The organism is Streptomyces sp. NPDC006259 (assembly GCF_042870975.1).
Taxonomy (GTDB): domain Bacteria; phylum Actinomycetota; class Actinomycetes; order Streptomycetales; family Streptomycetaceae; genus Streptomyces.
This window is the reverse complement of sequence record NZ_JBIAHY010000004.1, coordinates 580,947-602,007: the sequence shown is the minus strand read 5'-3', so window position 1 is coordinate 602,007 and position 21,061 is coordinate 580,947. Positions and strand designations below refer to the sequence as shown.

Here is a 21,061-nt window from a genome sequence, read left to right as displayed (position 1 = left end):
ACCACGGCACCCGCCGGCTCAGAGCCAGCCCTTCTCCCTCGCCGTCCGCACCGCCTCGGCCCGGTTGCGTACCGCCAGCTTCTGGATCGCGGTCGACAGGTAGTTGCGCACCGTGCCCTGGGACAGGTGCAGGGCCGCCGCCAGCTCGGCGTTGGTGGAGCCGTCCGCCGCCGCCCGGAGCACCTCGCGCTCGCGGTCCGTCAGGGGGTTCGCGCCCTCGGCGAGGGCCGCTGCCGCCAGGGTGGGGTCGATGACGCGTTCGCCGGCCAGGACCTTGCGGACCGCCTGCGCCAGCTCGGCCGCGGGGGCGTCCTTGACGAGGAAGGCGTCGGCGCCGGCCTCCATGGCGCTGCGGAGGTAGCCGGGGCGGCCGAAGGTGGTGAGGACGACCAGTTTGACCGCCGGGAGTTCCCGGTGGAGCACGGCCGCCGCCTCGATGCCCGTCGCGCCCGGCATCTCGATGTCGAGGAGGGCCACGTCCACGTCGTGGGCCCGCGCGGCCGCCGGCACCTCGTCGCCGCGGGCCACCTGGACGACCACCTCGATGTCGTCCTCCAGGCCGAGCAGGGCGGCGAGCGCCTCGCGGACCATCGACTGGTCCTCGGCGAGGAGGACCTTGATCGTGCGGGTCATGAGCCGGATCCTACGTCGGTCACGGGCACGCGCGCGGTGATCCGGAAGCCGCTTCTGGAGCCGCCCGCCTCCAGCGTGCCGCCCGCCTTCTCCAGGCGCTCGGTCAGGCCGGTGAGGCCGTTGCCGGGGACCGTCGCGGAGACGGCTCCCTGGCCGCCGCAGCCGTCGTCCTCGACGGAGAGTTCCAGGACGGGTCCGTCGAGGGTCCGGCGGCGCAGCACCTCCACCGTGCAGCGCCGGGCGCCGCTGTGCCGTAGGACGTTGGTGACGGCCTCGCGCAGGGCCCAGGCGAGGACCGACTCGCTGTCCTCGGGGACGCCGTCGAGGTCGACGGGGCCGGGGATCCCGGCGACGATGCCCGCCGCGGTCAGGGCGGCCCGCGCTCCGGCGAGTTCGGCGGCGAGCCGGGGGCGGCGGTATCCGGTGACGGCCTCCCGTACGTCGACGAGGGCCTGCCGGCTGACCTGCTCGATGTCGGCGACCTGGCGCGCCGCCTTCTCGGGGTGGTCGGGGAGCATCCGGCCGGCGAGTTCGCTCTTGAGGGTGATCAGGGACAGGGAGTGGCCGAGCAGGTCGTGCAGATCGCGGGCGAGGCGCAGCCGCTCCTCGTTGGCGGCGAGCTGGGCGACGGTGGCGCGGGCCTCCCGCAACGCGATCGTCGTACGGACGAGTTCGCGTACACCGGTCATGGCGAAGCCTCCGAGGAGGGCCGGGATGAGCAGGCCAGCCAGGTAGGCCCGGCCGCCCGGCACCGCGAAGGCGATCGCGGCCATCAGGGCGGACGCGGCCGGGATCGTCCAGCGGGCCGCCCGCAGCGGCAGGGCGGCGCCGGAGGCGATCGACACGTAGACGAAGAGGACCAGCCACTCGCGGCCCAGGGTGAGGGCGAGGAGCGTGGACTGGGCGGCGAGAACGCCCAGCGAGCCGAGCACCAGGCGGTTGTGTTCGCCGCGGCCGGTGCGGAAGACCAGGACCATGTACCAGACGACGAAGGCGCCGAGGCCGGTCCAGCCGAGGACCCGCGCGACCGCGCCGTGCCCGCCGTGCAGCAGGTCGCCGACGGGCGCGCTCAGGTAGACCAGCCAGATGCCGGTCCACAGGGACTTGACGACCCGTTGTCTGCGATTCTCCGGGCGTTGCCCGATGCCGACGCCGCTCACGCCTTCAGCGTGTCCTTCCGGTACAGCCAGGCGGCGCCGCCCGTGAACAGGACGAAGAAGGCGGCGAGGACCGCGATGTCCCGGGCGTGCGGTGCCTGGTTCTGCTCGATCGCCTGCCCCAGGGCAGCGTACGCGTGCGTCGGCACCCATCGGGCGATGTCCTGGAGCCAGCCGGGGAAGGTGGTCGTCGGCATCCACAGACCGCCGAGGATCGACAGGCCGAAGTAGGTGATCATCGTGATCGGGCGGACCGCGTCCCCGCTCGCGAGGTAGCCGAGCGCGACGCCGAGGGCGGCGAAGACGAGGCTGCCCGCCCAGATCGCGCCGGTGAGGGCGAGCCACTGCCAGGCGTCCAGGCGTACGTCCTTCACGGCCGCGGCGACGGCGAAGACGATGACGATGGACGGCAGGCTGACGACGGCGGCGCTCGCGGTCTTGGCGAGGACGTACCCGCGGCCCGGCAGCGGGGTCAGCCGCAGCTGCCGTACCCAGCCGCTCTGGCGCTCCTTGGCTATCCGTTCGCTGTTGCCCATCAGGACGGCCGTGAGGGCGCCGAAGGAGGCCATGGAGACCATCATGTAGGTCGGCAGGGTCAGGCCGGTGCCGTCGATCTTCGTGGTGGCGTCGGCGCTGCCCGCGATCAGCAGGAACAGCACGGACGGGTAGATCACCGAGAAGAACAGGAACTTGCGGTTGCGCAGGGCGCGGACGAGTTCCAGCTTGATGAGGGCGTTCATGCGGTGCGTGCCTCCTCGGCGGTGGTGAGGGCGACGAAGGCCTGTTCCAGGCCGAGGCCGGCGACCTCCAGGTTGCGGGGGTACAGGCCGAGTCCGTAGAGGGCGTGCACGGTGGCGTCGGCGTCGGTGGACTGGATGCGGACCGTGCGGCCGGTGACGGTGAGGGCGGTGAGGAAGGGCAGCTCGCGCAGGGCGCTCTCCTCGACCCCGCCGGTCGTTCCGTTCTCGCCGTCCAGGTCGAAGGAGATGCGGCGGGCGCCGGCCTTCGCCTTGATCTCGGCGGCCGTCCCGTCGGCGAGCAGACGGCCGCGGTGCAGCACGACGACGCGGTCGGCGATCGCGTCGGCCTCCTCCAGGTAGTGCGTGGCGAACAGCACCGTGCGGCCCTGGTCCGCCTGCTCGCGCATGGTGTCCCAGAACGCCCGGCGGGTGGTGACGTCCATTCCGGTGGTGGGCTCGTCCAGGACGATCAGGTCGCTGTCGCCGGCGGTGGCGAGGGCGAAGCGGACGCGCTGGGCCTGGCCGCCGGAGAGCTTGTCGACCTTGCGGTCGGCGATCTTGGTGATGCCGGCGCGGGCCAGGACGTCGGCGGTCCGGTACGGCCGCGGGTGCAGGGAGCAGGCGAGCGCGACCAGTTCGGCGACGGTCACCTCGTCCATCAGGCCGCCGCTCTGGAGCATGGCGCCCACCCGTCCGGCGACGATCGCCTCGCGGGGGCCGGTGCCGAGCACGCGGACCGTGCCGCTGTCGGCCTGCTTGAGGCCGAGGAGGAGGTCGAGGGTGGTGGACTTGCCGGCCCCGTTGGGTCCGAGCAGCGCCACGGTCTCCCCCGGGCGCAGAACGAGGCTGAGCCCGTCCACCGCCCGAACGTCCCCGTAGCCCTTGGTCACCTGGTCGAAGGCGACCACCGCTGTTGTCGTCGTCATGCGTCGATCCTCGCCGCCGGGACGCGGCGGGCGGCAGTGTCGGCCGTCCGGTGTGCCGTATGACAGATGTCATGCGGCGGGGGTGGCCGGGGAGCTGACCCGGTCGGCATGCTGTGGAAGGCAGTTGGGGGCGACGAGTGGCGATGCCCGGTGCGAAGCAGGGCAGTTGGGCGACGGCGGGCTGTGGTGGCCGGGCGGCGGGCGGCAGTTGACGCCCGGAGGAGGGCAGGTGGGTGCGCGCCGGGGCGGATCACCCGCGGGTCTCCGCCGACGCCAGGCCGCCCGCCGGCGCCGGCCGCACCCGAGCGGTACCCGCGAGCCGGCCGGCAGCGGTTCCGGCGGAGCCCCGAGCACCACACGGGGAGTCGGCCGCACCGGACGGCACGCGGTATCCGTCGGCACCCCGAACGGCGCCCGCGGCCGGCACCGAACCGCACGCGGGTCCGCCCGGACCGGACCGTCCACGCTCACCGGCGCCCAGCCGCCCGCGCCGGTCGGTCCCCGGCGGTACGGCGAAGGGCACCCGGCGGAGATGCCGGGTGCCCTGGGTGGCCGCAGTTCCGCCTCGGGTCAGCTCGGGTCGGTGTCGATGACCGCGAGCCGGTCCGTCCTGCTCATCAGGGCCGGGCGCAGGGCGCTGATGACGTCCTGGACCGTGACGGGTGTCTTCTGGCCCGTGCCGCGGGTGATCAGGACGCCGTCGAAGGCGCCGCCGTACAGCTCCTTCAACGCGGCCTCGTCGTAGCTCTCGACGAGCTTGCCGTCGATGGCCTTGACGCCCAGGAACTTCCACAGGGAGTTCTTGGGGCTCATCGGGACGGCGTGCGCGGCGTCGGTCTGGACGGTGACGTTGCCGGACATCGCCGGTTCGGCGAACTTCTTCATCATCCGGTCGACCTCGGCGTCGGACACCGTCGGCTGCCTGGTCGTCGTCGGGACCTTCGCCGCGGTGGCCGCGCCGGTCTCGACCTGGCTGCGGTACGCCGCCACGACGGCCGTCTGGGCCTTGGTGGCGTCGATGCCCTTGCCCGCCTTGCCGTAGACGGCGACGGCCTTGCCGGACTTGAACTCGATCGTGCCGTCGGTGGCCGAACCGGCGCCGCCCGCGGCGGTCTCCAGGGCCGCCTGGAGCTTCTCCTCGTCGACCGGCATCGCGGGCTCGATCTCGCGGTGCTCGCCGAACAGCGACCCGATCACCGAGACGGGGTTGTAGTCGCTCTTGGCGGCCGCGTCGACGGTGGCCTGCATGTCGAACTGGAGGCCCGCCTGGTCCGGCTTGAGGGTGACGGTGTCGCCGTCCACGGACAGCTTCAGCGCCTGGTTCACCCTGCTGTCGAAGGCGTCGTCGAGCTTCTTGACGGCGTCGTCGCGGGTTCCGCCGCCGATGTCGACGCCGAGCACGGTGGTGCCCTTGGGCACGTCGGAGTGGTTCATCAGCAGTCCGGCCCCGTAGGCACCGGCCGCGGCGACCACCACCAGGCTGCCGAGCAGGACCAGTTTGCTGCGGCCCTTCTTCTTTTTCTTCTTCGCGGCGGCCGCGGGCGCGTTCTGCGGGACCGGCTCGGGCGCCTTCGGCGGGGTGTGCGGCAGCGGCCCGTCGGGGTGTCCGCCGGCCGCGAACGGCCCGCCCGGTCCGGGACCCTGACCGGCCGCGGGGACGACCGGGATGCCGCTGGTGACGGTCTGCCCGGAGACGTTGTCGTGCCGGCCGTAGCCGCCGGGGCCGGGATCGGGGGCCGGCTGCTGCGGGGTGAGGATCGCGGTGTCGTCGCTGATGCCCCCGCCGGGATGACGGACGGCTCCCGCGGCGGCGCCGGGAACCGCGCCGGGGGGTCCCCCGAGCATCGGCGGCACCATCGGGCCGTCACCGGTCACCGGGCCGCCGGTGGGACCCGCGGGACCCTGCGGGCCGCCCCGGCCACCGCGGCCGACGGGGCCCTCCGGTCCGTTGAAGTCGTAGGGGCCGCCGGGTGCGCCGGGGCCGCCGCCCTGACCGTTCGGCCCGGGATAACCGCCCTGGCCGCTGCCGCTGCCGTGCCCGGCGAAGTACGGCAGGTCGTCGCGGCGGGGCTCCGGGCCGCCGGCCTGCGCCGGACCACCCTGCGCGGGACCACCCTGCATCGGACCACCCTGCACCGGGCCGCCGCCCTGCACCGGACCGCCCTGCGCCGGACCGCCACCCTGCGGTGGGCGGGCGCCGTTGCCGTGGGGACCCGCGGCGAGCGCCTCGGTCACGTCGAAGGAGCCGGTGCCGCCGCCGTGCCCGGGAGCCACCGGACCGCCGGTGGCTCCGGACATCCCGGCGCCGTTGGTGCCGCCGGGGCGGGGGGCGCCCGGTGCGCTCATGGAGCCGACCACACCGCCGGGCCGCCCGGCCCCCGGTCGCGCGCCGCCGGGCGCACCGGCGTTGCCGCCGGGCGCGGACGGGGCGGAGGGGGTGCCGGAGGGCGCTCCGGCGGCCGAACCACCCGCCGGAGCGGCGCCGTTGGCCGGGCCGCTGCCCTGGGTGCCCTTGGCGGGGGCGGACTTGCGCGGTGCGAACCATTCGCTGGGCATCTTCTCCTCGGCCGTCGGCCCGGGGTCGCCGGGTGCCTCGCCGGCGCCCTCGGCTCCCGGACGTCCGGCGGCTCCCGGCGTGGGGGCACCGCCCGCGGCTGCGGCGGGGTCGGCGCCCCGCGCGTCGGCACCGCCGTCGTCGCCCGCGGAGTCCGCGTCGGTGACGGGCGTGCGCACGACGACCGGCGGGATGGGCCGCGACCCGGGGATGTTGATCCGGATCCGGGTCGTCAGCGTGGTCTCGGTCTTGCGTTCCTCCGGCCGTGCGGCCGAACGGCCCGTGTCAGGGCCGCCGTCGGACACCACCGGGGTGCCGTAGGGCGGCGTGCCCGAGGGGTATGCGGCTCCGCCGCGCCCGTTGGACCCGTTGGGCCCGGAGGACGGACTGTCAGTTTCACGACTCAAGGCAGGTTCTCCAGGTTGGCTCCGCCGCCCGCCACGACCTCACGGGCAGCTCGGCGGCGCGCACCACCATACTGGCCGCTTCTGGCCGGTATCCCATGACCGCCGCCGAAACCGTCACGGGACTCGCACGCCCGCGCCACGGCGAAGCGGTACGTCACTTGGCAAGTCGGACGCCGTCGCCGCCCGGTTGCCGCCCCCAGCCGATGGTGGCGCAGATCACAGCAAGTGTCATGCCGCCGAACAGGAACAGGTAGGAGCCGTACCCCGCGCCGAACAGGAAGTCGCCCTCGGGGCGGCTCGTGAGGAGCAGGACGACGGCGATCATCCAGCCGGCGGCGGGCGCGACGGCCCCGGCCCGGCTGCCGACGGCCCGCACCCCGCCGAGGAACAGCCCCGCGGCGCCCGCGAGCGCGAGCAGCAGCCCGCCGGGGAACCAGCCGGCCTGGAGCAGCGCCCCGGCGAGCGCGGTGAGCGCGCCGAGCAGCAGCAGCCCGAGGTGGGCGGCGATCCGTCCGGCGGAAGGCCGCTGGAGGGGCTGGGCGAGCAGGGAACCCTGGTCCGGCATCAGAGGGCCCCCTCGTCGGCGGCGGACCCGATACCGGCGAACAGGTCGGTCTCCCGCTCCTGGGGCCGCTGTCCGCGCACGAGTTCGTAGTACTCGGTGGTGAAGAGGGGCTGGGCCAGCTCGTTGGAGAGCGCGAAGTGTCTCTCGTCGGGGGCGACCTCGATCTGGGTGGCGTGCGCGCGCATCGCGGCGGCCTTGGCTGCGGCGTGGGCGCCGCCGTCGATCTCGGTGGTGACGCTCTCGTCGTCGACGACGCCGGGTACGTCGTCGATCTCGGCGCTCTTGGAGAAGGGCAGGCCGGGCAGCTCCTCCCGGAGCCGGGTGAAGGCGGCCTCGGCGACGGAACGCGGGACGCGGTTCCAGTAGACCTTGGGGACGCTCCAGCCGGCCTCCGCGGCCAGCTCCACGGCCCGCATGGCGACGCGGTGGGCCTGGATGTGGTCGGGGTGGCCGTAGCCGCCGTGGCCGTCGTAGGTGACGAGGACCTGGGGGCGCAGGTCGAGGATCACCTCGACGAGGTATCCGGCGGCGGCGTCGACGTCGGCCTGCCAGAAGCAGGCGGGGTCGTCATTGTCGGGCAGGCCCATCATCCCGGAGTCGGCGTAGCGTCCGGCCCCGCCGAGCAACCGAAAGTCCTGGACGCCCAGTTCGCCCATGGCCGCGGTGAGTTCGCGCAGGCGACACCCGCCCAGGGCGGCACCGGTGAGGTGCCGCAGCTGCGGCGGGATGACCTCGCCACGCTCACCGAGGGTGCAGGTGACCAGGGCCACCTGAACGCCCTCGGCCGCGTACCTGGCCATGGTCGCGCCGTTGTTGATCGACTCGTCGTCGGGGTGCGCGTGCACCAGCAGCAGACGCCGGGCTGGCAGTTCCGTCATGGGGCAACCCTACGAGGCAGGCATGCATCCGCGCCGCACGGGCAGACGCGGAGGCAGACCTCGGGCGGGCACCCCGTCAGAACTTGATGCTGCCGATCATGCTCGCCACGCTCGTCGTCAGGTCGCTGATGGTCGGCGCGATCGTCGAGGAGGCGAGGTAGAAGCCGAGCAGGATGCAGACAACCGCGTGACCGCCCTTCAGTCCTGACTTCTTGACCAGCAAGAAGACGATGATCGCCAGCAGCACCACCGCCGAAATCGAGAGTGCCACGGCGGCTCACCTCCAAGAACCCGGGTACGTGGGGGAATGACAGAGCTAGAGAACCTGTAAATCCATACATCAGCCAGCAGGTTCATACCCACACAGCGCTAGTGATCATAACTGTGGGTGCGTGCGCATCTCTCGGCGCACAGCCGCACAAGGGGGCGCATGGCCAATATGGTCGGGGCATGACGACCGAGTCCGACTCATTCCCTCGCCGGCACGCCCGCACCCAGCGGTTCACGCTCGGCGCGCCGCGTTCGTTCACCGTGGCGCCCGACGGCTCCCGTGTCGTGTTCCTGCGCTCCTCCGCGGGTGACGACCGCAGCAACGCGCTGTGGGTGCTCGACCCGGCGGACGGCCGGGAGCGCGTGGCCGCGGACCCGCGCGCCCTCCTGGGCGGCGCCTCGGAGGACCTCTCGCCCGAGGAGCGGGCGCGCCGCGAGCGCAGCCGGGAAGGCGGCGCCGGGATCGTCGGGTACGCCACCGACGCGGCCGTCGAGCTGGCGTCTTTCACGTTGTCAGGGCGGCTTTTCACGGCGGAGCTGCGGGCCGGTACGGCACGCGGGATCCGCGTTCCCGGGCCGGTGATCGATCCCCGCCCCTCCCCCGACGGGCGGCTCGTGGCGTACGTCGCGCGGGGCGCCCTGCGCGTGGTGGGCGCCGAGGGTGAGGGTGATGCGGCGCTCGCCGAGCCGGAATCGGAGTCGGTTTCCTACGGATTGGCCGAGTTCATCGCCGCGGAGGAGATGGGCCGTTCGCGGGGGTTCTGGTGGGCTCCGGAGTCCGACCGGCTGCTGGTGGCGAGGGTGGACGACACGCCGGTGGAGCGGTGGTGGATCTCCGACCCGGCACAGCCGGAACGTGAGCCACGACACGTCCCCTATCCGGCTGCCGGGACGGCCAACGCGGACGTACGGCTGTTCGTGTTCGACCTCGACGGGGGGCGCACGGAGGTCGTCTGGGACCGGGCGCGGTATCCGTATCTGGCGCGAGTGCACTGGTCAGCGGCGGGTGCTCCGCTGCTGCTCGTCCAGGCGCGCGACCAGCGCAGTCAGCTGTTCCTGGCGGTCGACACGGCCTCCGGGGCGACGCGGATGGTGCATGCCGACGAGGATCCGATTTGGCTTGATCTTTTCCCTGGAGTGCCCTGCTGGAGCCCTTCGGGACAGCTGGTGCGGATCGCCGACGAGGGCGGCGCCCGGGTCCTCGCGGTCGGCGAACGCCCGCTGACCGGAGCCCAGTTGCAGGTGCGGGCGGTACTGGACGTGACGGCCGACGACGTGCTGGTCTCGGCCTCGGCCGGGGAGTCGGCCGAGAGCCCCGAGATCGGCGAGGTGCATGTCTACCGCGTCAACGAACTCGGTGTGGAGCGCCTGTCCGACGAGCCCGGCGTGCACTCGGCGGTACGGGCCGGGGGCGTGACCGTCCTGGTCTCGTCGACGCTGGACCGGCCCGGCAGCCGGGTGCGGGTCCTGCGGCACGGTGCCCGGAGGGAGACGGGGGTCCCCGCGGCCGGAGGCCGGGACACGACAGTCACGGTCCGGTCGTATGCGGAGAATCCCGGCCTCACCCCCCGCGTGAAACTCACCCAGGGGGGCGCACGGCGGATCCCGTGCGCCGTGCTTATGCCTACGGACTACTCCGGTGACACCTCGCTCCCGGTCCTGCTGGACCCCTACGGGGGCCCGCACGGCCCTCGGGTGCTCGCCGCGCACAACGCCCACCTGACCTCGCAGTGGTTCGCCGACCAGGGCTTCGCGGTGGTCGTCGCCGACGGGCGGGGCACACCGGGGCGCTCACCGGCCTGGGAGAAGGCGATCAAGGACGATCTGGCGGCCGTCGTGCTCCAGGACCAGGTCGACGCGCTCCAGGCGCTCGCGGCGGACTTCCCGCTCGATCTGGGCCGGGTCGCCATCCGCGGCTGGTCCTTCGGCGGCTACCTGGCGGCCCTCGCGGTGCTGCGCCGCCCGGACGTGTTCCACGCGGCGGTGGTCGGCGCGCCGGTCACCGACCTGCGCCTGTACGACACGCACTACCAGGAGCGCTACCTCGGACACCCGGGACAGCAGCCGGAGGTCTACCGGCGGAACTCACTGGTGGACGACGCGGGCCTGGTCGACCCCGCCGAACCGGCCCGTCCGATGATGATCATCCACGGCCTCGCGGACGACAACGTGGTGGTCGCCCACTCCCTGCGGCTGTCCTCGGCCCTGCTCGCCGCCGGCCGCCCGCACGAGGTCCTGCCGCTGGCCGGGGTGACGCACATGACCCCGCAGGAGACGGTCGCCGAGAACCTGCTCCGCCTCCAGCTGGACTTCCTCCGGCGCTCCCTGGGGCCCGCCTAGGCACGGCAACGGGCCGGGAGACATGGCGCTCCCGGCCCGTTCACGGCACCCGCACGGCCGTACGCTGTTCAGCCTGACGCGTCCGTATATCGGAATCGCGTCGGTCAAGTTGCCTGCGTGTTAACGCGATTGCGGCTCGAATGTCTGCCTATGACCGCTCGTTCCCCTGATCCTCCCGGAGTTCCTCGGGCGGGACCACCTGCTTCTCCTCCGCGAAGTGGCAGGCGGAGTCGTGGGCCGCGGGGCCCTGCGTGTGGCGGAACTCGGCCGGGACGGCGAGGGCCGGCACCTCCAGGGCGCACCGCTCCCGCGCCTTCCAGCAGCGGGTGCGGAAGCGGCAGCCGGAGGGGATGTTCGTCGGGGACGGCACGTCGCCGGAGAGGATGATCCGCTCCCGGTGCTCGCGCGCCTCCGGGTCCGGCACGGGCACCGCGGAGAGCAGCGCCTGGGTGTACGGGTGGGTGGGGTGGTCGTAGATCTCGGCGTCCCGGCCGGTCTCCACGATCCGGCCGAGGTACATCACCGCGACCCGGTCGGAGATGTGCCGGACGATCGACAGGTCGTGCGCGATGAAGATGTACGACAGGTCGAACTCGCTCTGGAGGCCAGCCATCAGGTTGATGACCTGCGCCTGCACGGACACGTCCAGCGCGGACACCGGCTCGTCGGCGACGATCACCTCGGGACGCAGGGCGAGCCCCCGCGCGATGCCGATGCGCTGGCGCTGGCCGCCGGAGAACTGGTGCGGGTAGCGGTTGATGTACTCGGGGTTGAGGCCGACCACGTCCAGCAGGTCCTGGACCTTCCTGCGCCGGTCCCCCTTGGGCGCCACCTCGGGATGGATCTCGTACGGCTCCCCGATGATGTCGCCCACGGTCATGCGGGGGTTGAGGGAGGTGTACGGGTCCTGGAAGACCATCTGGATGTTGCGGCGCACGGCCCTGAGGGCCCGCCCGGAGAGCCTGGTGACGTCCTCGCCCTTGTAGCGGATCTGCCCGGCCGTCGGCTTCTCCAGGTTGACCAGCATCTTGGCGACCGTGGACTTGCCGCAGCCCGACTCCCCCACGATGCCCAGGGTCTCGCCGCGGCCGAGGGTGAAGTCGACGCCGTCGACCGCCTTGACCGCGCCGACCTGTTTGCGGAAGAGGACGCCCCGGGTGAGCGGGTAGTGCTTGACGAGTCCGGTCACCTCCAGGATCGGCTCGGCCGGTGAGGTGGCCGGGACGGGCGCGGCGGCCGAGGTACTAGGCATGCAGGCACTCCCTCCAGAAGTGGCAGGCGCTGCCCCGCTCCTCGTCCACCTCGTACAGCGGCGGTTCGTCGGTGCGGCACACGTCCTGGACCATGGGGCAGCGCGGGTGGAAGGCGCAACCCGGCGGGATGTGCATGAGGTTGGGCGGCAGGCCCCTGATGGCGTACAGCTCCCGGCCCTTCTGGTCCAGGCGCGGGATGGAGTCGAGCAGACCGCGGGTGTAGGGGTGGGCGGGCGCCTTGTAGATGTCGTGGACGGGTGCCGACTCCACGATCCGGCCCGCGTACATCACGGCGATGCGGTCGGCGACGTCGGCGACCACGCCGAGGTCGTGGGTGATCAGGATGAGCCCCATGTGCAGCTCGCGCTGCAACTCCGCGAGCAGGTCCATGACCTGGGCCTGGACGGTGACGTCGAGGGCGGTGGTCGGCTCGTCGGCGATGATGAGCGCCGGTTCGAGGGCCATTGCCATCGCGATCATGATGCGCTGGCGCATGCCGCCGGAGAACTGGTGCGGGTACTGGCGGACCCGCTCCTTCGCGGCGGGGATGCGGACCCGGTCCATCAGCTCCACGGCCTTGGCACGGGCGTCCTTCCTGGACATGCCGCGGTGCACGACGAACATCTCGCCGAGCTGGTCGCCCACGGAGAGCACGGGGTTCAGCGAGGACAGCGCGTCCTGGAAGATCATCGCCATCTCGGCGCCCCGGACCTTGCGGCGCTCCTGCTCCTTGAGCGTCAGCAGGTCCCGGCCCCGGAAGAGGATCTGGCCGCCGGTGATCCGGCCGGGCGGGGTGTCCAGGATGCCCATGACGGCCTGGGCGGTGACGGACTTGCCGGAGCCCGACTCGCCGAGCACGGCGAGGGTCTCCCCGGCGTCGACGCCGTAGGTGACGCCGTTGACGGCCTTGGCGATCCCGTCGCGGGTACGGAACTCCACGTGCAGGTCGCGTACTTCGAGCAGCATGCGGCGTCACCTCAGCTTCGGGTCGAGGGCGTCGCGCACCGCGTCGCCGAGCATGATGAACGCCAGCACGGTGAGCGCCAGGGCACCGGAGGGCCACAGGAGCGCGTGCGGGGCGTTGCGGATGTACGGCGAGGCGGCGGAGATGTCGATGCCCCAGGAGACGGTCGGCGGCTTCAGGCCGACGCCGAGGTAGGACAGGGTGGCCTCCAGCGCGATGTACGTGCCGAGCGCGATGGTCGCCACGACGATCACCGGGGCGACGGCGTTGGGGGCGATGTGCCGCAGCAGCATGCGGGAGTTGGAGGCGCCGAGCGCCCGCGCGGCCTGGACGTAGTCGTTCTGCTTGGCGGTGATGACCGAGCCGCGGGCGATGCGGGAGATCTGCGGCCAGCCGAGCAGCACCATGAAGCCGATGACGGGCCAGACGGTGTTGCTGGTCACCACGGAGAGCAGGACCAGGCCGCCGAGGACGACGGGGATCGCGAAGAAGATGTCGGTGATCCGGGACAGGAACGAGTCCCCCACCCCGCCGAAGAAGCCGGCGAGCCCGCCGAGGACGCTGCCGAACAGGGCGACGCCCAGCGTGGCCAGGACGCCGACGGTGACGGACGTACGGGCGCCGTAGACGGTGCGGGTGTACACGTTGCAGCCCTGGCCGTCGTAGCCGAACGGGGCGCCCTGCTGGGAGCCCTCCTGGGCCTTGGCGAGGTCGCACTTGAGGGGGGAGCCGGAGGCGATCACCGAGGGCCACAGGGAGATGAACACCAGGAAGAGGATGACCAGGGCGGAGATGATGAAGACGGGGTTGCGGCGCAGGTCGCGCCAGGCGTCGGACCACAGGGAGCGGGCCCGTTCGCCGGGGGCCGAGGCGTCCGGTTCCGTGGGGCCGGTGCCGTCCGGGCCGGCCGGGGCCCGCTCCAGGGTCTCGCCCTCGGAGGTGGCGAGGTCCATCGCGCCGCCCATGCCCGTCGCGGCGATGGCGCCGTCCTCCGGGGCACGGCCCCCGCCGGAGGGGTACGACTCCGGCGGCATCGGTTCAGGCATAGCGGATCCTCGGGTCGAGTACGGCGTACAGGAGGTCGACGAGCAGGTTGGCCACCAGGAAGACCAGGACGAGGACGGTCACGAAGCCGACGACGGTCTGGGTGTTCTGGCGGAGGATGCCCTGGTAGAGCTGGAAGCCGACGCCGTGGATGTTGAAGATGCGCTCGGTGACGATCGCGCCGCCCATCAGGGCCCCGATGTCGGTGCCGATGAAGGTGACGACCGGGATGAGCGAGTTGCGCAGCAGGTGGCGGGTGACGACACGGCGCCTGGGCAGGCCCTTGGCGATCGCCGTACGGACGTAGTCGGACCGCTTGTTCTCCGCGATGGACGTGCGGGTCAGGCGGGTGACGTAGGCCAGTGACACGCTCGCCAGCACCAGGCCCGGCACGATCAGCTCGCCGAACGCGGCATCCGAGGACACCGACGGTTTGATCCAGCCCCATTCGACGCCGAGCAGCAGTTGGAGCAGCAGGCCGGTGACGAAGGTGGGGACGGAGATCACCACGAGGGTGACGAGCAGGACGCCGGTGTCGACGGGACGGCCGCGGCGCAGGCCGGTGACCACGCCCAGGGTGATGCCGACGACGATCTCGAAGACGATCGCGACGATCGTCAGCCGGATGGTGACGGGGAACGCCGAGGACATCAGCTCGGTGACCGGCTGGCCGTTGAACGCCGTCCCGAAGTCACCGGTGAAGACGTTCCCCATGTAGGTCAGGTACTGCTGCCAGACCGGCTTGTCGAGGCCGAACTCCTTCTTCAGCTGGGCGGCGGTAGCGGGGTCGCACTGCCGGTCGCCGCAGAGGCCCGCGATGGGGTCGCCCATCACGTTGACCATCAGGAAGATCAGCAGCGTGGCTCCGACGAACACCGGGACCATCTGGAGGAGACGCCGGATCACGTACCGCCCCATGCGGGTCAGCCGGCCTTGATCTCGTTGTAGACCGGGACGGAGAACGGGTTGAGCTTGACGTTGGAGAGGCGTTCCGAGTAGCCGGCGCTGCCGTTCTGGTACCAGAGCGGGATGGCCGCCATGTTGTCCCGCACGACCTCCTCGGCCTGCTGGAACGTCTCGACGGCCTTTCCGGTGTCGGTCTCGGCGTTGGCCTTGTCGACGAGGTCGTCGAACTTCTTGTCGGACCACTTGCCGTCGTTGGAGGAGGCGTTGGTGTAGTAGAGCGGCTGGAGGAAGTTCTGGATGAGCGGGTAGTCCATCTGCCACCCCGCCCGGAAGGGGCCGCTCATCTTCTGGTCGCCGATCTGGCTGCGGAAGTCCGCGAAGGTGCCGACCGGGTTGCCGACGCAGGCCTTGTCGTTGTCCAGGGCGTTGTTGATGGAGTTGCAGACGGCGTCGACCCACTGCTTGTGGGAACCGGTGTCCGCGTTGTACGTGATCTTTACCTGGCCGCCGGGGATGCCGCCGCCCTCCTGGATGAGCTTCTTGGCCGCCGCCGGGTCGTAGTCGCAGGCGTCCCCGCAGAGGCCTTCCTTGAAGCCGCCGTCCTCGCCGAGCACCGGGGAGGTCCAGTCGGTGGCGGGGGTGCGGGTCTTCTGGAAGATCGTCTCGGTGATCTGCTCGCGGTCGATGGCCCGGGACAGGCCGGTACGGACCTTGTCCGAGCCGCTCTTGTTCCAGTTCTTGTCGTAGAACGGGAAGGCGAGCGTCTGGAGGATGCCGGCGGGGGTGTTGAGGTAGCGGTCCCCCAGGTCGTTCTTGACGTTCTTGAGCTGGGCCGCGGGCACGTCGTCGACCAGGTCGAGGTTGCCGGCCAGCAGGTCGGTGTAGGCGGTGTTGTTGTCGGTGTAGACCTTGAGGTCCACGCCGCCGTTCTCCGCCGCGTCGTCGCCCGGGTAGTCCTCCCACTTGCGCAGGCTCATCTGGGAGCCCTTGGTGTAGGAGTCGATGGCGTAGGGGCCGTTGCCGACGGGCTTGGACAGCCAGCCGGCGTGGTCGGTGAAGAAGGCCTGCGGCAGCGGGGCGTAGGCGGGGTAGCCGAGGGTGTCGGGGAAGGTCGAGAACTTCTGGTTGAGCTTGACCGTGAAGGTCCTGTCGTCGACGACCTTCAGCCCGGAGAGGGTGTCGGCGGTCTGCTTGCCGCCGTCCTCGGGGTGCGTCTTGTCGTAGCCCTCGATGTAGCCGAAGAAGTACGCGTTCTTCTGGTTGTTCTTCAGGCCGGCGCCGTAGTTCCAGGCGTCGACGAAGGACTTGGCGGTGACCTTCTCGCCGTTGCTGAAGGTCCAGCCGTCCTTGATCGTGACGGTGAAGTTCTGCGAGTCCGAGGTCTCGATCTTCTCGGCGAGCATGTCCTCGGCCGCGCCGGTCTCCGGGTTGTACTTCTTCAGGCTCCGGAAGATCATGTCGAGGACCTTGCCGCCCTGCACCTCGTTGGTGTTGGCCGGCTCCAGCGGGTTCTGCGGGTCCCCCCACGAGGAGCTGAGCACCGCGCCGCTGTCGCCCCCGCTGTCGCCCCCGCCCCCGCAGGCCGTCGCCGCGAGGGCTACGGCCGCCGCGCCTGCGGCCCACTTGGCGTGCGTGGCTCCACGCATGGATGCCTCCTCTTGACCGCGCTTCACCTGAGCGCTGTGCCGTCGGTGTCGACGTCCGTATCGACGTACTGATCCTTTATCAGTCAATATCAACGCAAAAGGTGCATGACGCACATGCGCGCCACCCGTCCGGGTGTCGACGGTCCGGGGGCCGGGGACCGGGGGGCCGGGCGGCGGGCGGCGGGCGGCGGGCGGCGGGCGGCGGGCGGCGGGCGGCGGGCGGCGGGCGGCGGGCGGCGGGCGGCGGGCGGCGGGCGGCGGGAACCTGCCCGGTTGCGGCCGGTGAGGCCGACCAGGGGCATGGTCAAGGGGAGCCCGGCCCACAAGGGGCAGGAGGGCGGGTCCGGGAGCCGTGCCGGCCCCGCCGCTCGCAGACCCCTCTCGCCCCCGAGATCCGTACCGTCCAGCCCCACGCCGCGCCCCGGCATGCGGCCGCTGGGCAGCCGGGTGACAGCTGTGGGCGGCGGGCGGCGGGCGGCGGGCGGCGGGACACGGTGTTGGACGGCTTCCCCGATCGGGCTCCGTGCGGCCGATGGGGCGAGGCGTTCGACGGCTTCCCGGACCGGGTCCGCTGCGGGCGGCGGGGCGCGATGGAGGGGGAGCGATCAGGTCCACTGCGGGCGGCGGGGCGCGATGGCGGCGGAGCCACCAGGACCACTGCGGACGGCGGAGCCACCACGTGCCCCGCTCGTCACGGAAGACGCGCGGTTGTGACCGCCGCCGACCGCCGCCCGTCGAGGGTCCCCGCAGGCGGGTCAGCCCCGACCAGCTCTGATCGGCTCCGTGGGCGACGGTCGAGGAGGTCGAGCAGAGGTGCCGGGTACGGATGACCTCTCACACCCTGGACCGGACGACTCAGGCACTGGGCAACGTGGGGGCGGAGTTCGAGGTGCTCGGCCCTCCCGAATACGTCGACTTCGTCCGGGAGTGGGCTACCCGCTCACCCGTGCCACCGGCTCGTGACGTCCGGCGACGCAGCCCCGCCACCACAGGCCGAGCGAACCCGCCTCACGGCCCTGCGCGGACAGAGACGTGGTCCCGCGGCGGACCGGGCGTCGAAGCCGTGGTCGCGCCGCGGACCGGAAGGCTGACACGCCGCCGGCCGGAGACAGACCTTGCCGTCATACGGCGGACCCGGGCGTCGAGGCCGTCGTCGTACGGCCGGCCGGCCCGCCGGGCGCTGAGCCTGTGGTCAAGCGCCCGGAGTTGAGGCCGTCGTCGTGCGGCCGGGCGTTGCGTCTGCGGCACGGCAGCGGGCGTTGGCGCCGCGTGAGTCGCGCGGCCGACCGGAAGGCTCACACACCGCCGGCCGGACCCCGGCCTCCGCTCACGCGGCCGGCCGTCGATTCCCTCTGCGGTCGGCCGGGGAGGGGGCACGGGCGTGCGGAGGCCGGACGCCGGCTGCCGTGATCCCGCGCCGGCCGTCGAGGTCGTGGCCGTGCACCCGGCCGGACGCCGACGTCATGAGCCTCCGCCGCACGCCGACCTCCTGGTCGTACCCCCGGCCGGGTGCCGACCTCCTGGTCGTCCCCCCGGCCGGGTGTCCCTCACTTCTTGGCGGCGGGGCCGCCCTCCGCGTCGCTCTCCAGCGCCTTGAGCGCCGGGTCGAGGACGACGTCCTCGTCGCGCGGCTCCGTGGTCGGGTCCTCCGGGAAGTGGCAGGCCGTCAGGTGGCCGCGCCGGTTGCCGGAGAGCTGGACCAGCGGCGGCTCCTCCGTCGCGCACTTGTCCTGGGCCTTCCAGCAGCGGGTGCGGAAGCGGCAGCCGGACGGCGGGTGGATCGGCGAGGGCACGTCACCGGAGAGGCGGATCCGCTCGCGGGCGGGACCCTCCTCCGCGATCTCGACCTCGGGGACGGCGGAGAGGAGGGCGTGGGTGTACGGGTGCCGGGGGCCGTTGTAGATCGACTCACGGTCGCCGACCTCGACGATCTTGCCCAGGTACATCACCGCGACGCGCTGCGAGAAGTGCCGGACCACGGCCAGGTCGTGGGCGATGAACAGGAACGCGATGCCGAGTTCCCGCTGCACCTTCTGGAGCAGGTTGACGACCTGCGCCTGGATCGACACGTCCAGCGCGGAGACCGGCTCGTCCGCCACGATCAGCTTCGGCTCCAGGGCCAGCGCGCGGGCCACGCCGATGCGCTGGCGCTGGCCGCCGGAGAACTCGTGCGGGAAGCGGTTGTAGTGCTCCGGGTTGAGGCCGACCAGTTCGAGCAGCTCGCGGACCTTGGTCTCCCGGCCGCCCGCCGGCTCGATCCCGTTGACCTCCATCGGCGACTTGATGATCGTGCCGACGGTCTGCCGCGGGTTCAGCGAGGAATACGGGTCCTGGAAGATCATCTGGATCTCGGAGCGCACCGGCGCCAGTTGGCGGCGCGAGGCGTGGGTGATGTCCTGCCCCGAGTAGGTGATCTTCCCCGCGGTGGGTTCGAGCAGGCGGGTGATCAGCCGGCCCGCGGTCGACTTGCCACAGCCGGACTCGCCGACCAGGCCGACGCTCTCGCCGACGCCGACCGTCAGGTCGACACCGTCGACGGCCTGGACCGCGCCGACCTTCCGTTTGATCGGGAAGCCGCCGTAGATCGGGAAGTGCTTGGTCAGGCCCTCGATCTTCAGCAGCGGCTCGGGGGACGGGGTGTCGGTCGATCCCTGCTGTGTGGGGAGGGTGAGGTTGTCGCTCATGTCTCGGTGCTCCCTAGCGCAGCCGGGGCTGGATCTTGTCGATGAAGATGGTCTGCTTCTGCTCGGCCGTCAGATGACAGGCCGAGGCGCGCCCCGAGCCCAGCGGCGGCCGTTCCTGCGAGCACAGGTCGCCCGGAACCTGGTCCTTGAAGGCGCAGCGCGGGTGGAACGGGCAGCCGGAGGGCGGGTTGAGCAGCGACGGCGGGCTGCCCGGGATCGGGTCGAGCGCCTGGTGGATGTCCCCGTCCAGGCGCGGCATCGAGCTGAGCAGGCCCCAGGTGTAGGGGTGCTTCGGCGTGCGCAGCACCTCCTTGACGGAGCCGCGCTCCACGGCCCGGCCCGCGTACATCACCAGCAGGTCGTCGGCCATGTTGGAGATGACGCCGAGGTCGTGCGTGATGAAGACGATCGCGGAGCCGAACTCCTGCTGGAGGTCCTTGAGCAGGTCCAGGATCTGGGCCTGCACGGTGACGTCCAGCGCGGTGGTCGGCTCGTCGGCGATCAGCAGCTCGGGGTCGCACATCAGCGCCATGGCGATCATCGCGCGCTGGCGCATACCGCCGGAGAACTGGTGCGGGTAGTCGTCGAAGCGGACCTTGGGCTGCGGGATGCCGACCTTCTCCAGCATCTGGACCGCCCGGTCCTTCGCCTCCTTCTTGGAGGCGCCCCGGTGCTTCATGAAGGGCTCGGACAGCTGTCGGCCCACCGTGTAGAACGGCGACAGGGCGGTCAGCGGGTCCTGGAAGATCATCGCCATCTTGTTGCCGCGGAGCCGCTCCAGCTCGCGCTCGCCGGCGGTGACGAGTTCCTTGCCGTCGAGGAGGATCTCGCCCTCGACGGTCGTGTTGGCCGGATTGTGCAGGCCCAGCACCGTCAGGTTGGTGACGGACTTGCCGGAGCCGGATTCGCCGACGATGCCCAGGGTCTTGCCGCGCTCGACGTCGAAGGAGAGGCCGTCGACCGCCTTGACGATGCCGTCCTCGGTGGAGAACCGCACCTTCAGATCACGCACCGACAGGAAGCTCTCCGGGCCGGTCGGGGCCGGGGCGTCCTCGGTCTTGGTCAGTGTGGTCACGATGGTTCGTTCTTCCTAGGAGAGCCGGACGCGCGGGTCGATGTAGGCGTACGCGATGTCGGTGAGGATGTTGAAGATCAGGATGAAGAAGGCACCGAACAGCATGACGCCCATGGTCAGCGGCAGGTCCTTGGTGGTCGCGCCGTCGACCGCGAGGCGGCCGATGCCCTGGAGCGAGAAGGTCAGCTCCGTGACGACGGCACCGCCGAGCATGCCACTGATGTCCATGCCGAGGACGGTCACGATCGGGATGAGCGAGCCGCGCCAGGCGTACCGGAAGAAGACGTATTTCTTGCTCATGCCCTTGGCCCGGGCGGTACGGACGTGCTCCTCCGCGAGCTGCTCGATCATCGAGGAGCGGGCCATACGCGTGTACTGGGCGGTGAAGATGGTGGCCATCACCAGGGTGGGCAGCAGCATGCCCGTGAACCAGCCGACCGGGTCCTCGGTGATCGGCCGGTACTGGGGGTTCTCCATCAGGCCCGTGCTGTACACGAAGATGATCAGGACGATGGGGCCGAGGAAGTAGATCTGGAAGGAGCTCAGCACCATCGACGCACCGGTGGCGATCTTGTCGACCATCGAGCCGCGCCGGTAGGCGGCGAGCATGCCCGCCCCGACACCGACGACCAGGAAGATGACGGCGCCGCCGGCCGTGAGGGTCATGGTGGTCGGGAAACGGTCCAGGATCGTCGACCAGACCGGGTCGCCGGAGTAGAACGACATACCGAGGCAGGGCGCGTCGCAACGGCCGGCCGGGAAGTCACGGCCGGTCACGATGCCGGTCATGAAGTCCCAGAACTGCGTGTGCAACGGCAGGTTGAGGCCGAGAGCCGTCCGGATGTCCTCAAGTCTCTGGGGAGAGCAGTCCTTGCCACAGGCCAGGGAGGCATAGTCGGAGGGTGCGGCGACGAACAGGAAGAACGTGGCGGCGCCGATGAGGAACAGGGTGACGAGGGCACCGACTGTGCGCCGGAGGATGAACTGAAACATGGCGGGAGGGCTGCTCTCTGCGGAGA

General features: G+C 71.7%; 17 protein-coding genes. 1 reads left to right on the top strand and 16 read right to left on the bottom strand.

Translation table 11 applies throughout. The features are described 5' to 3' along the window. Nucleotides 1-18: 18 nt before the first annotated feature. The 8 genes from ACFYO5_RS19325 to ACFYO5_RS19290 all read right to left on the bottom strand — a co-directional run bounded on the left by ACFYO5_RS19325 (nucleotide 19) and on the right by ACFYO5_RS19290 (nucleotide 8,131). Nucleotides 19-633, bottom strand: coding sequence for a response regulator transcription factor (locus tag ACFYO5_RS19325; protein WP_356566189.1), 615 nt, complete (start codon nucleotides 631-633; stop codon nucleotides 19-21). After that, a complete protein-coding gene (locus ACFYO5_RS19320; RefSeq protein WP_388709996.1) occupies nucleotides 630-1,793 on the bottom strand; it encodes a sensor histidine kinase in 1,164 nt (387 codons plus the stop codon). The genes ACFYO5_RS19325 and ACFYO5_RS19320 overlap by 4 nt, the downstream gene beginning before the upstream one ends. After that, nucleotides 1,790-2,530 (bottom strand): ABC transporter permease, encoded by a 741-nt coding sequence (locus ACFYO5_RS19315; RefSeq protein ID WP_388709994.1) that lies wholly within the window; start codon nucleotides 2,528-2,530, stop codon nucleotides 1,790-1,792. Before ACFYO5_RS19315 ends, ACFYO5_RS19320 begins: the two co-directional genes overlap by 4 nt. Further along, the gene (locus ACFYO5_RS19310; protein WP_356566183.1) at nucleotides 2,527-3,456 is read right to left on the bottom strand and encodes an ABC transporter ATP-binding protein; all 930 of its coding nucleotides are present in this window, start codon (nucleotides 3,454-3,456) and stop codon (nucleotides 2,527-2,529) included. Before ACFYO5_RS19310 ends, ACFYO5_RS19315 begins: the two co-directional genes overlap by 4 nt. Nucleotides 3,457-4,026: 570 nt before the next feature. After that, nucleotides 4,027-6,417: a hypothetical protein gene (locus tag ACFYO5_RS19305; protein ID WP_388709992.1), complete on the bottom strand. Its 2,391-nt coding sequence runs from the start codon at nucleotides 6,415-6,417 to the stop codon at nucleotides 4,027-4,029. Nucleotides 6,418-6,571: 154 nt separating this feature from the next. Next, nucleotides 6,572-6,982, bottom strand: coding sequence for a DUF6113 family protein (locus ACFYO5_RS19300; RefSeq protein WP_356566179.1), 411 nt, complete (start codon nucleotides 6,980-6,982; stop codon nucleotides 6,572-6,574). Beyond that, on the bottom strand, nucleotides 6,982-7,860 hold the full coding sequence (gene mshB / locus ACFYO5_RS19295; protein WP_388709990.1) for an N-acetyl-1-D-myo-inositol-2-amino-2-deoxy-alpha-D-glucopyranoside deacetylase: 879 nt from the start codon (nucleotides 7,858-7,860) through the stop codon (nucleotides 6,982-6,984). Before mshB ends, ACFYO5_RS19300 begins: the two co-directional genes overlap by 1 nt. Nucleotides 7,861-7,936: 76 nt before the next feature. Next, nucleotides 7,937-8,131 carry a hypothetical protein gene (locus ACFYO5_RS19290; RefSeq protein ID WP_020127941.1) on the bottom strand — a complete coding sequence of 65 codons (195 nt, stop codon included), beginning with the start codon at nucleotides 8,129-8,131 and terminating at the stop codon, nucleotides 7,937-7,939. A gap of 179 nt (nucleotides 8,132-8,310) precedes the next feature. On the opposite strand from ACFYO5_RS19290, the gene ACFYO5_RS19285 reads away from it, so the two are divergent. Further along, complete coding sequence (locus tag ACFYO5_RS19285; protein WP_388709987.1) at nucleotides 8,311-10,470, top strand: prolyl oligopeptidase family serine peptidase; 2,160 nt, start codon at nucleotides 8,311-8,313, stop codon at nucleotides 10,468-10,470. A 148-nt stretch (nucleotides 10,471-10,618) separates the two neighbouring features. On the opposite strand, the gene ACFYO5_RS19280 is transcribed toward ACFYO5_RS19285, so the two are convergent. The 8 genes from ACFYO5_RS19280 to ACFYO5_RS19245 form a co-directional block, all read right to left on the bottom strand. Beyond that, nucleotides 10,619-11,722, bottom strand: coding sequence for an ABC transporter ATP-binding protein (locus ACFYO5_RS19280; RefSeq protein ID WP_388709985.1), 1,104 nt, complete (start codon nucleotides 11,720-11,722; stop codon nucleotides 10,619-10,621). Continuing rightward, nucleotides 11,715-12,689, bottom strand: coding sequence for an ABC transporter ATP-binding protein (locus ACFYO5_RS19275; RefSeq protein WP_356566172.1), 975 nt, complete (start codon nucleotides 12,687-12,689; stop codon nucleotides 11,715-11,717). Before ACFYO5_RS19275 ends, ACFYO5_RS19280 begins: the two co-directional genes overlap by 8 nt. 6 nt (nucleotides 12,690-12,695) lie before the next feature. Beyond that, nucleotides 12,696-13,733, bottom strand: a complete 1,038-nt coding sequence (locus tag ACFYO5_RS19270) for an ABC transporter permease (protein WP_388709982.1) — start codon at nucleotides 13,731-13,733, stop codon at nucleotides 12,696-12,698. Continuing rightward, nucleotides 13,726-14,649: an ABC transporter permease gene (locus ACFYO5_RS19265; RefSeq protein WP_356566168.1), complete on the bottom strand. Its 924-nt coding sequence runs from the start codon at nucleotides 14,647-14,649 to the stop codon at nucleotides 13,726-13,728. Before ACFYO5_RS19265 ends, ACFYO5_RS19270 begins: the two co-directional genes overlap by 8 nt. A 5-nt stretch (nucleotides 14,650-14,654) precedes the next feature. Next, nucleotides 14,655-16,283: an ABC transporter substrate-binding protein gene (locus ACFYO5_RS19260; protein ID WP_388709979.1), complete on the bottom strand. Its 1,629-nt coding sequence runs from the start codon at nucleotides 16,281-16,283 to the stop codon at nucleotides 14,655-14,657. Nucleotides 16,284-17,830: 1,547 nt separating this feature from the next. Further along, nucleotides 17,831-18,967: an ABC transporter ATP-binding protein gene (locus ACFYO5_RS19255; protein WP_388709977.1), complete on the bottom strand. Its 1,137-nt coding sequence runs from the start codon at nucleotides 18,965-18,967 to the stop codon at nucleotides 17,831-17,833. 13 nt (nucleotides 18,968-18,980) lie between these two features. Further along, nucleotides 18,981-20,042: an ABC transporter ATP-binding protein gene (locus tag ACFYO5_RS19250; RefSeq protein WP_356566157.1), complete on the bottom strand. Its 1,062-nt coding sequence runs from the start codon at nucleotides 20,040-20,042 to the stop codon at nucleotides 18,981-18,983. A gap of 15 nt (nucleotides 20,043-20,057) precedes the next feature. Further along, complete coding sequence (locus ACFYO5_RS19245; RefSeq protein WP_356566155.1) at nucleotides 20,058-21,035, bottom strand: ABC transporter permease; 978 nt, start codon at nucleotides 21,033-21,035, stop codon at nucleotides 20,058-20,060. Nucleotides 21,036-21,061 lie beyond the last annotated feature (26 nt).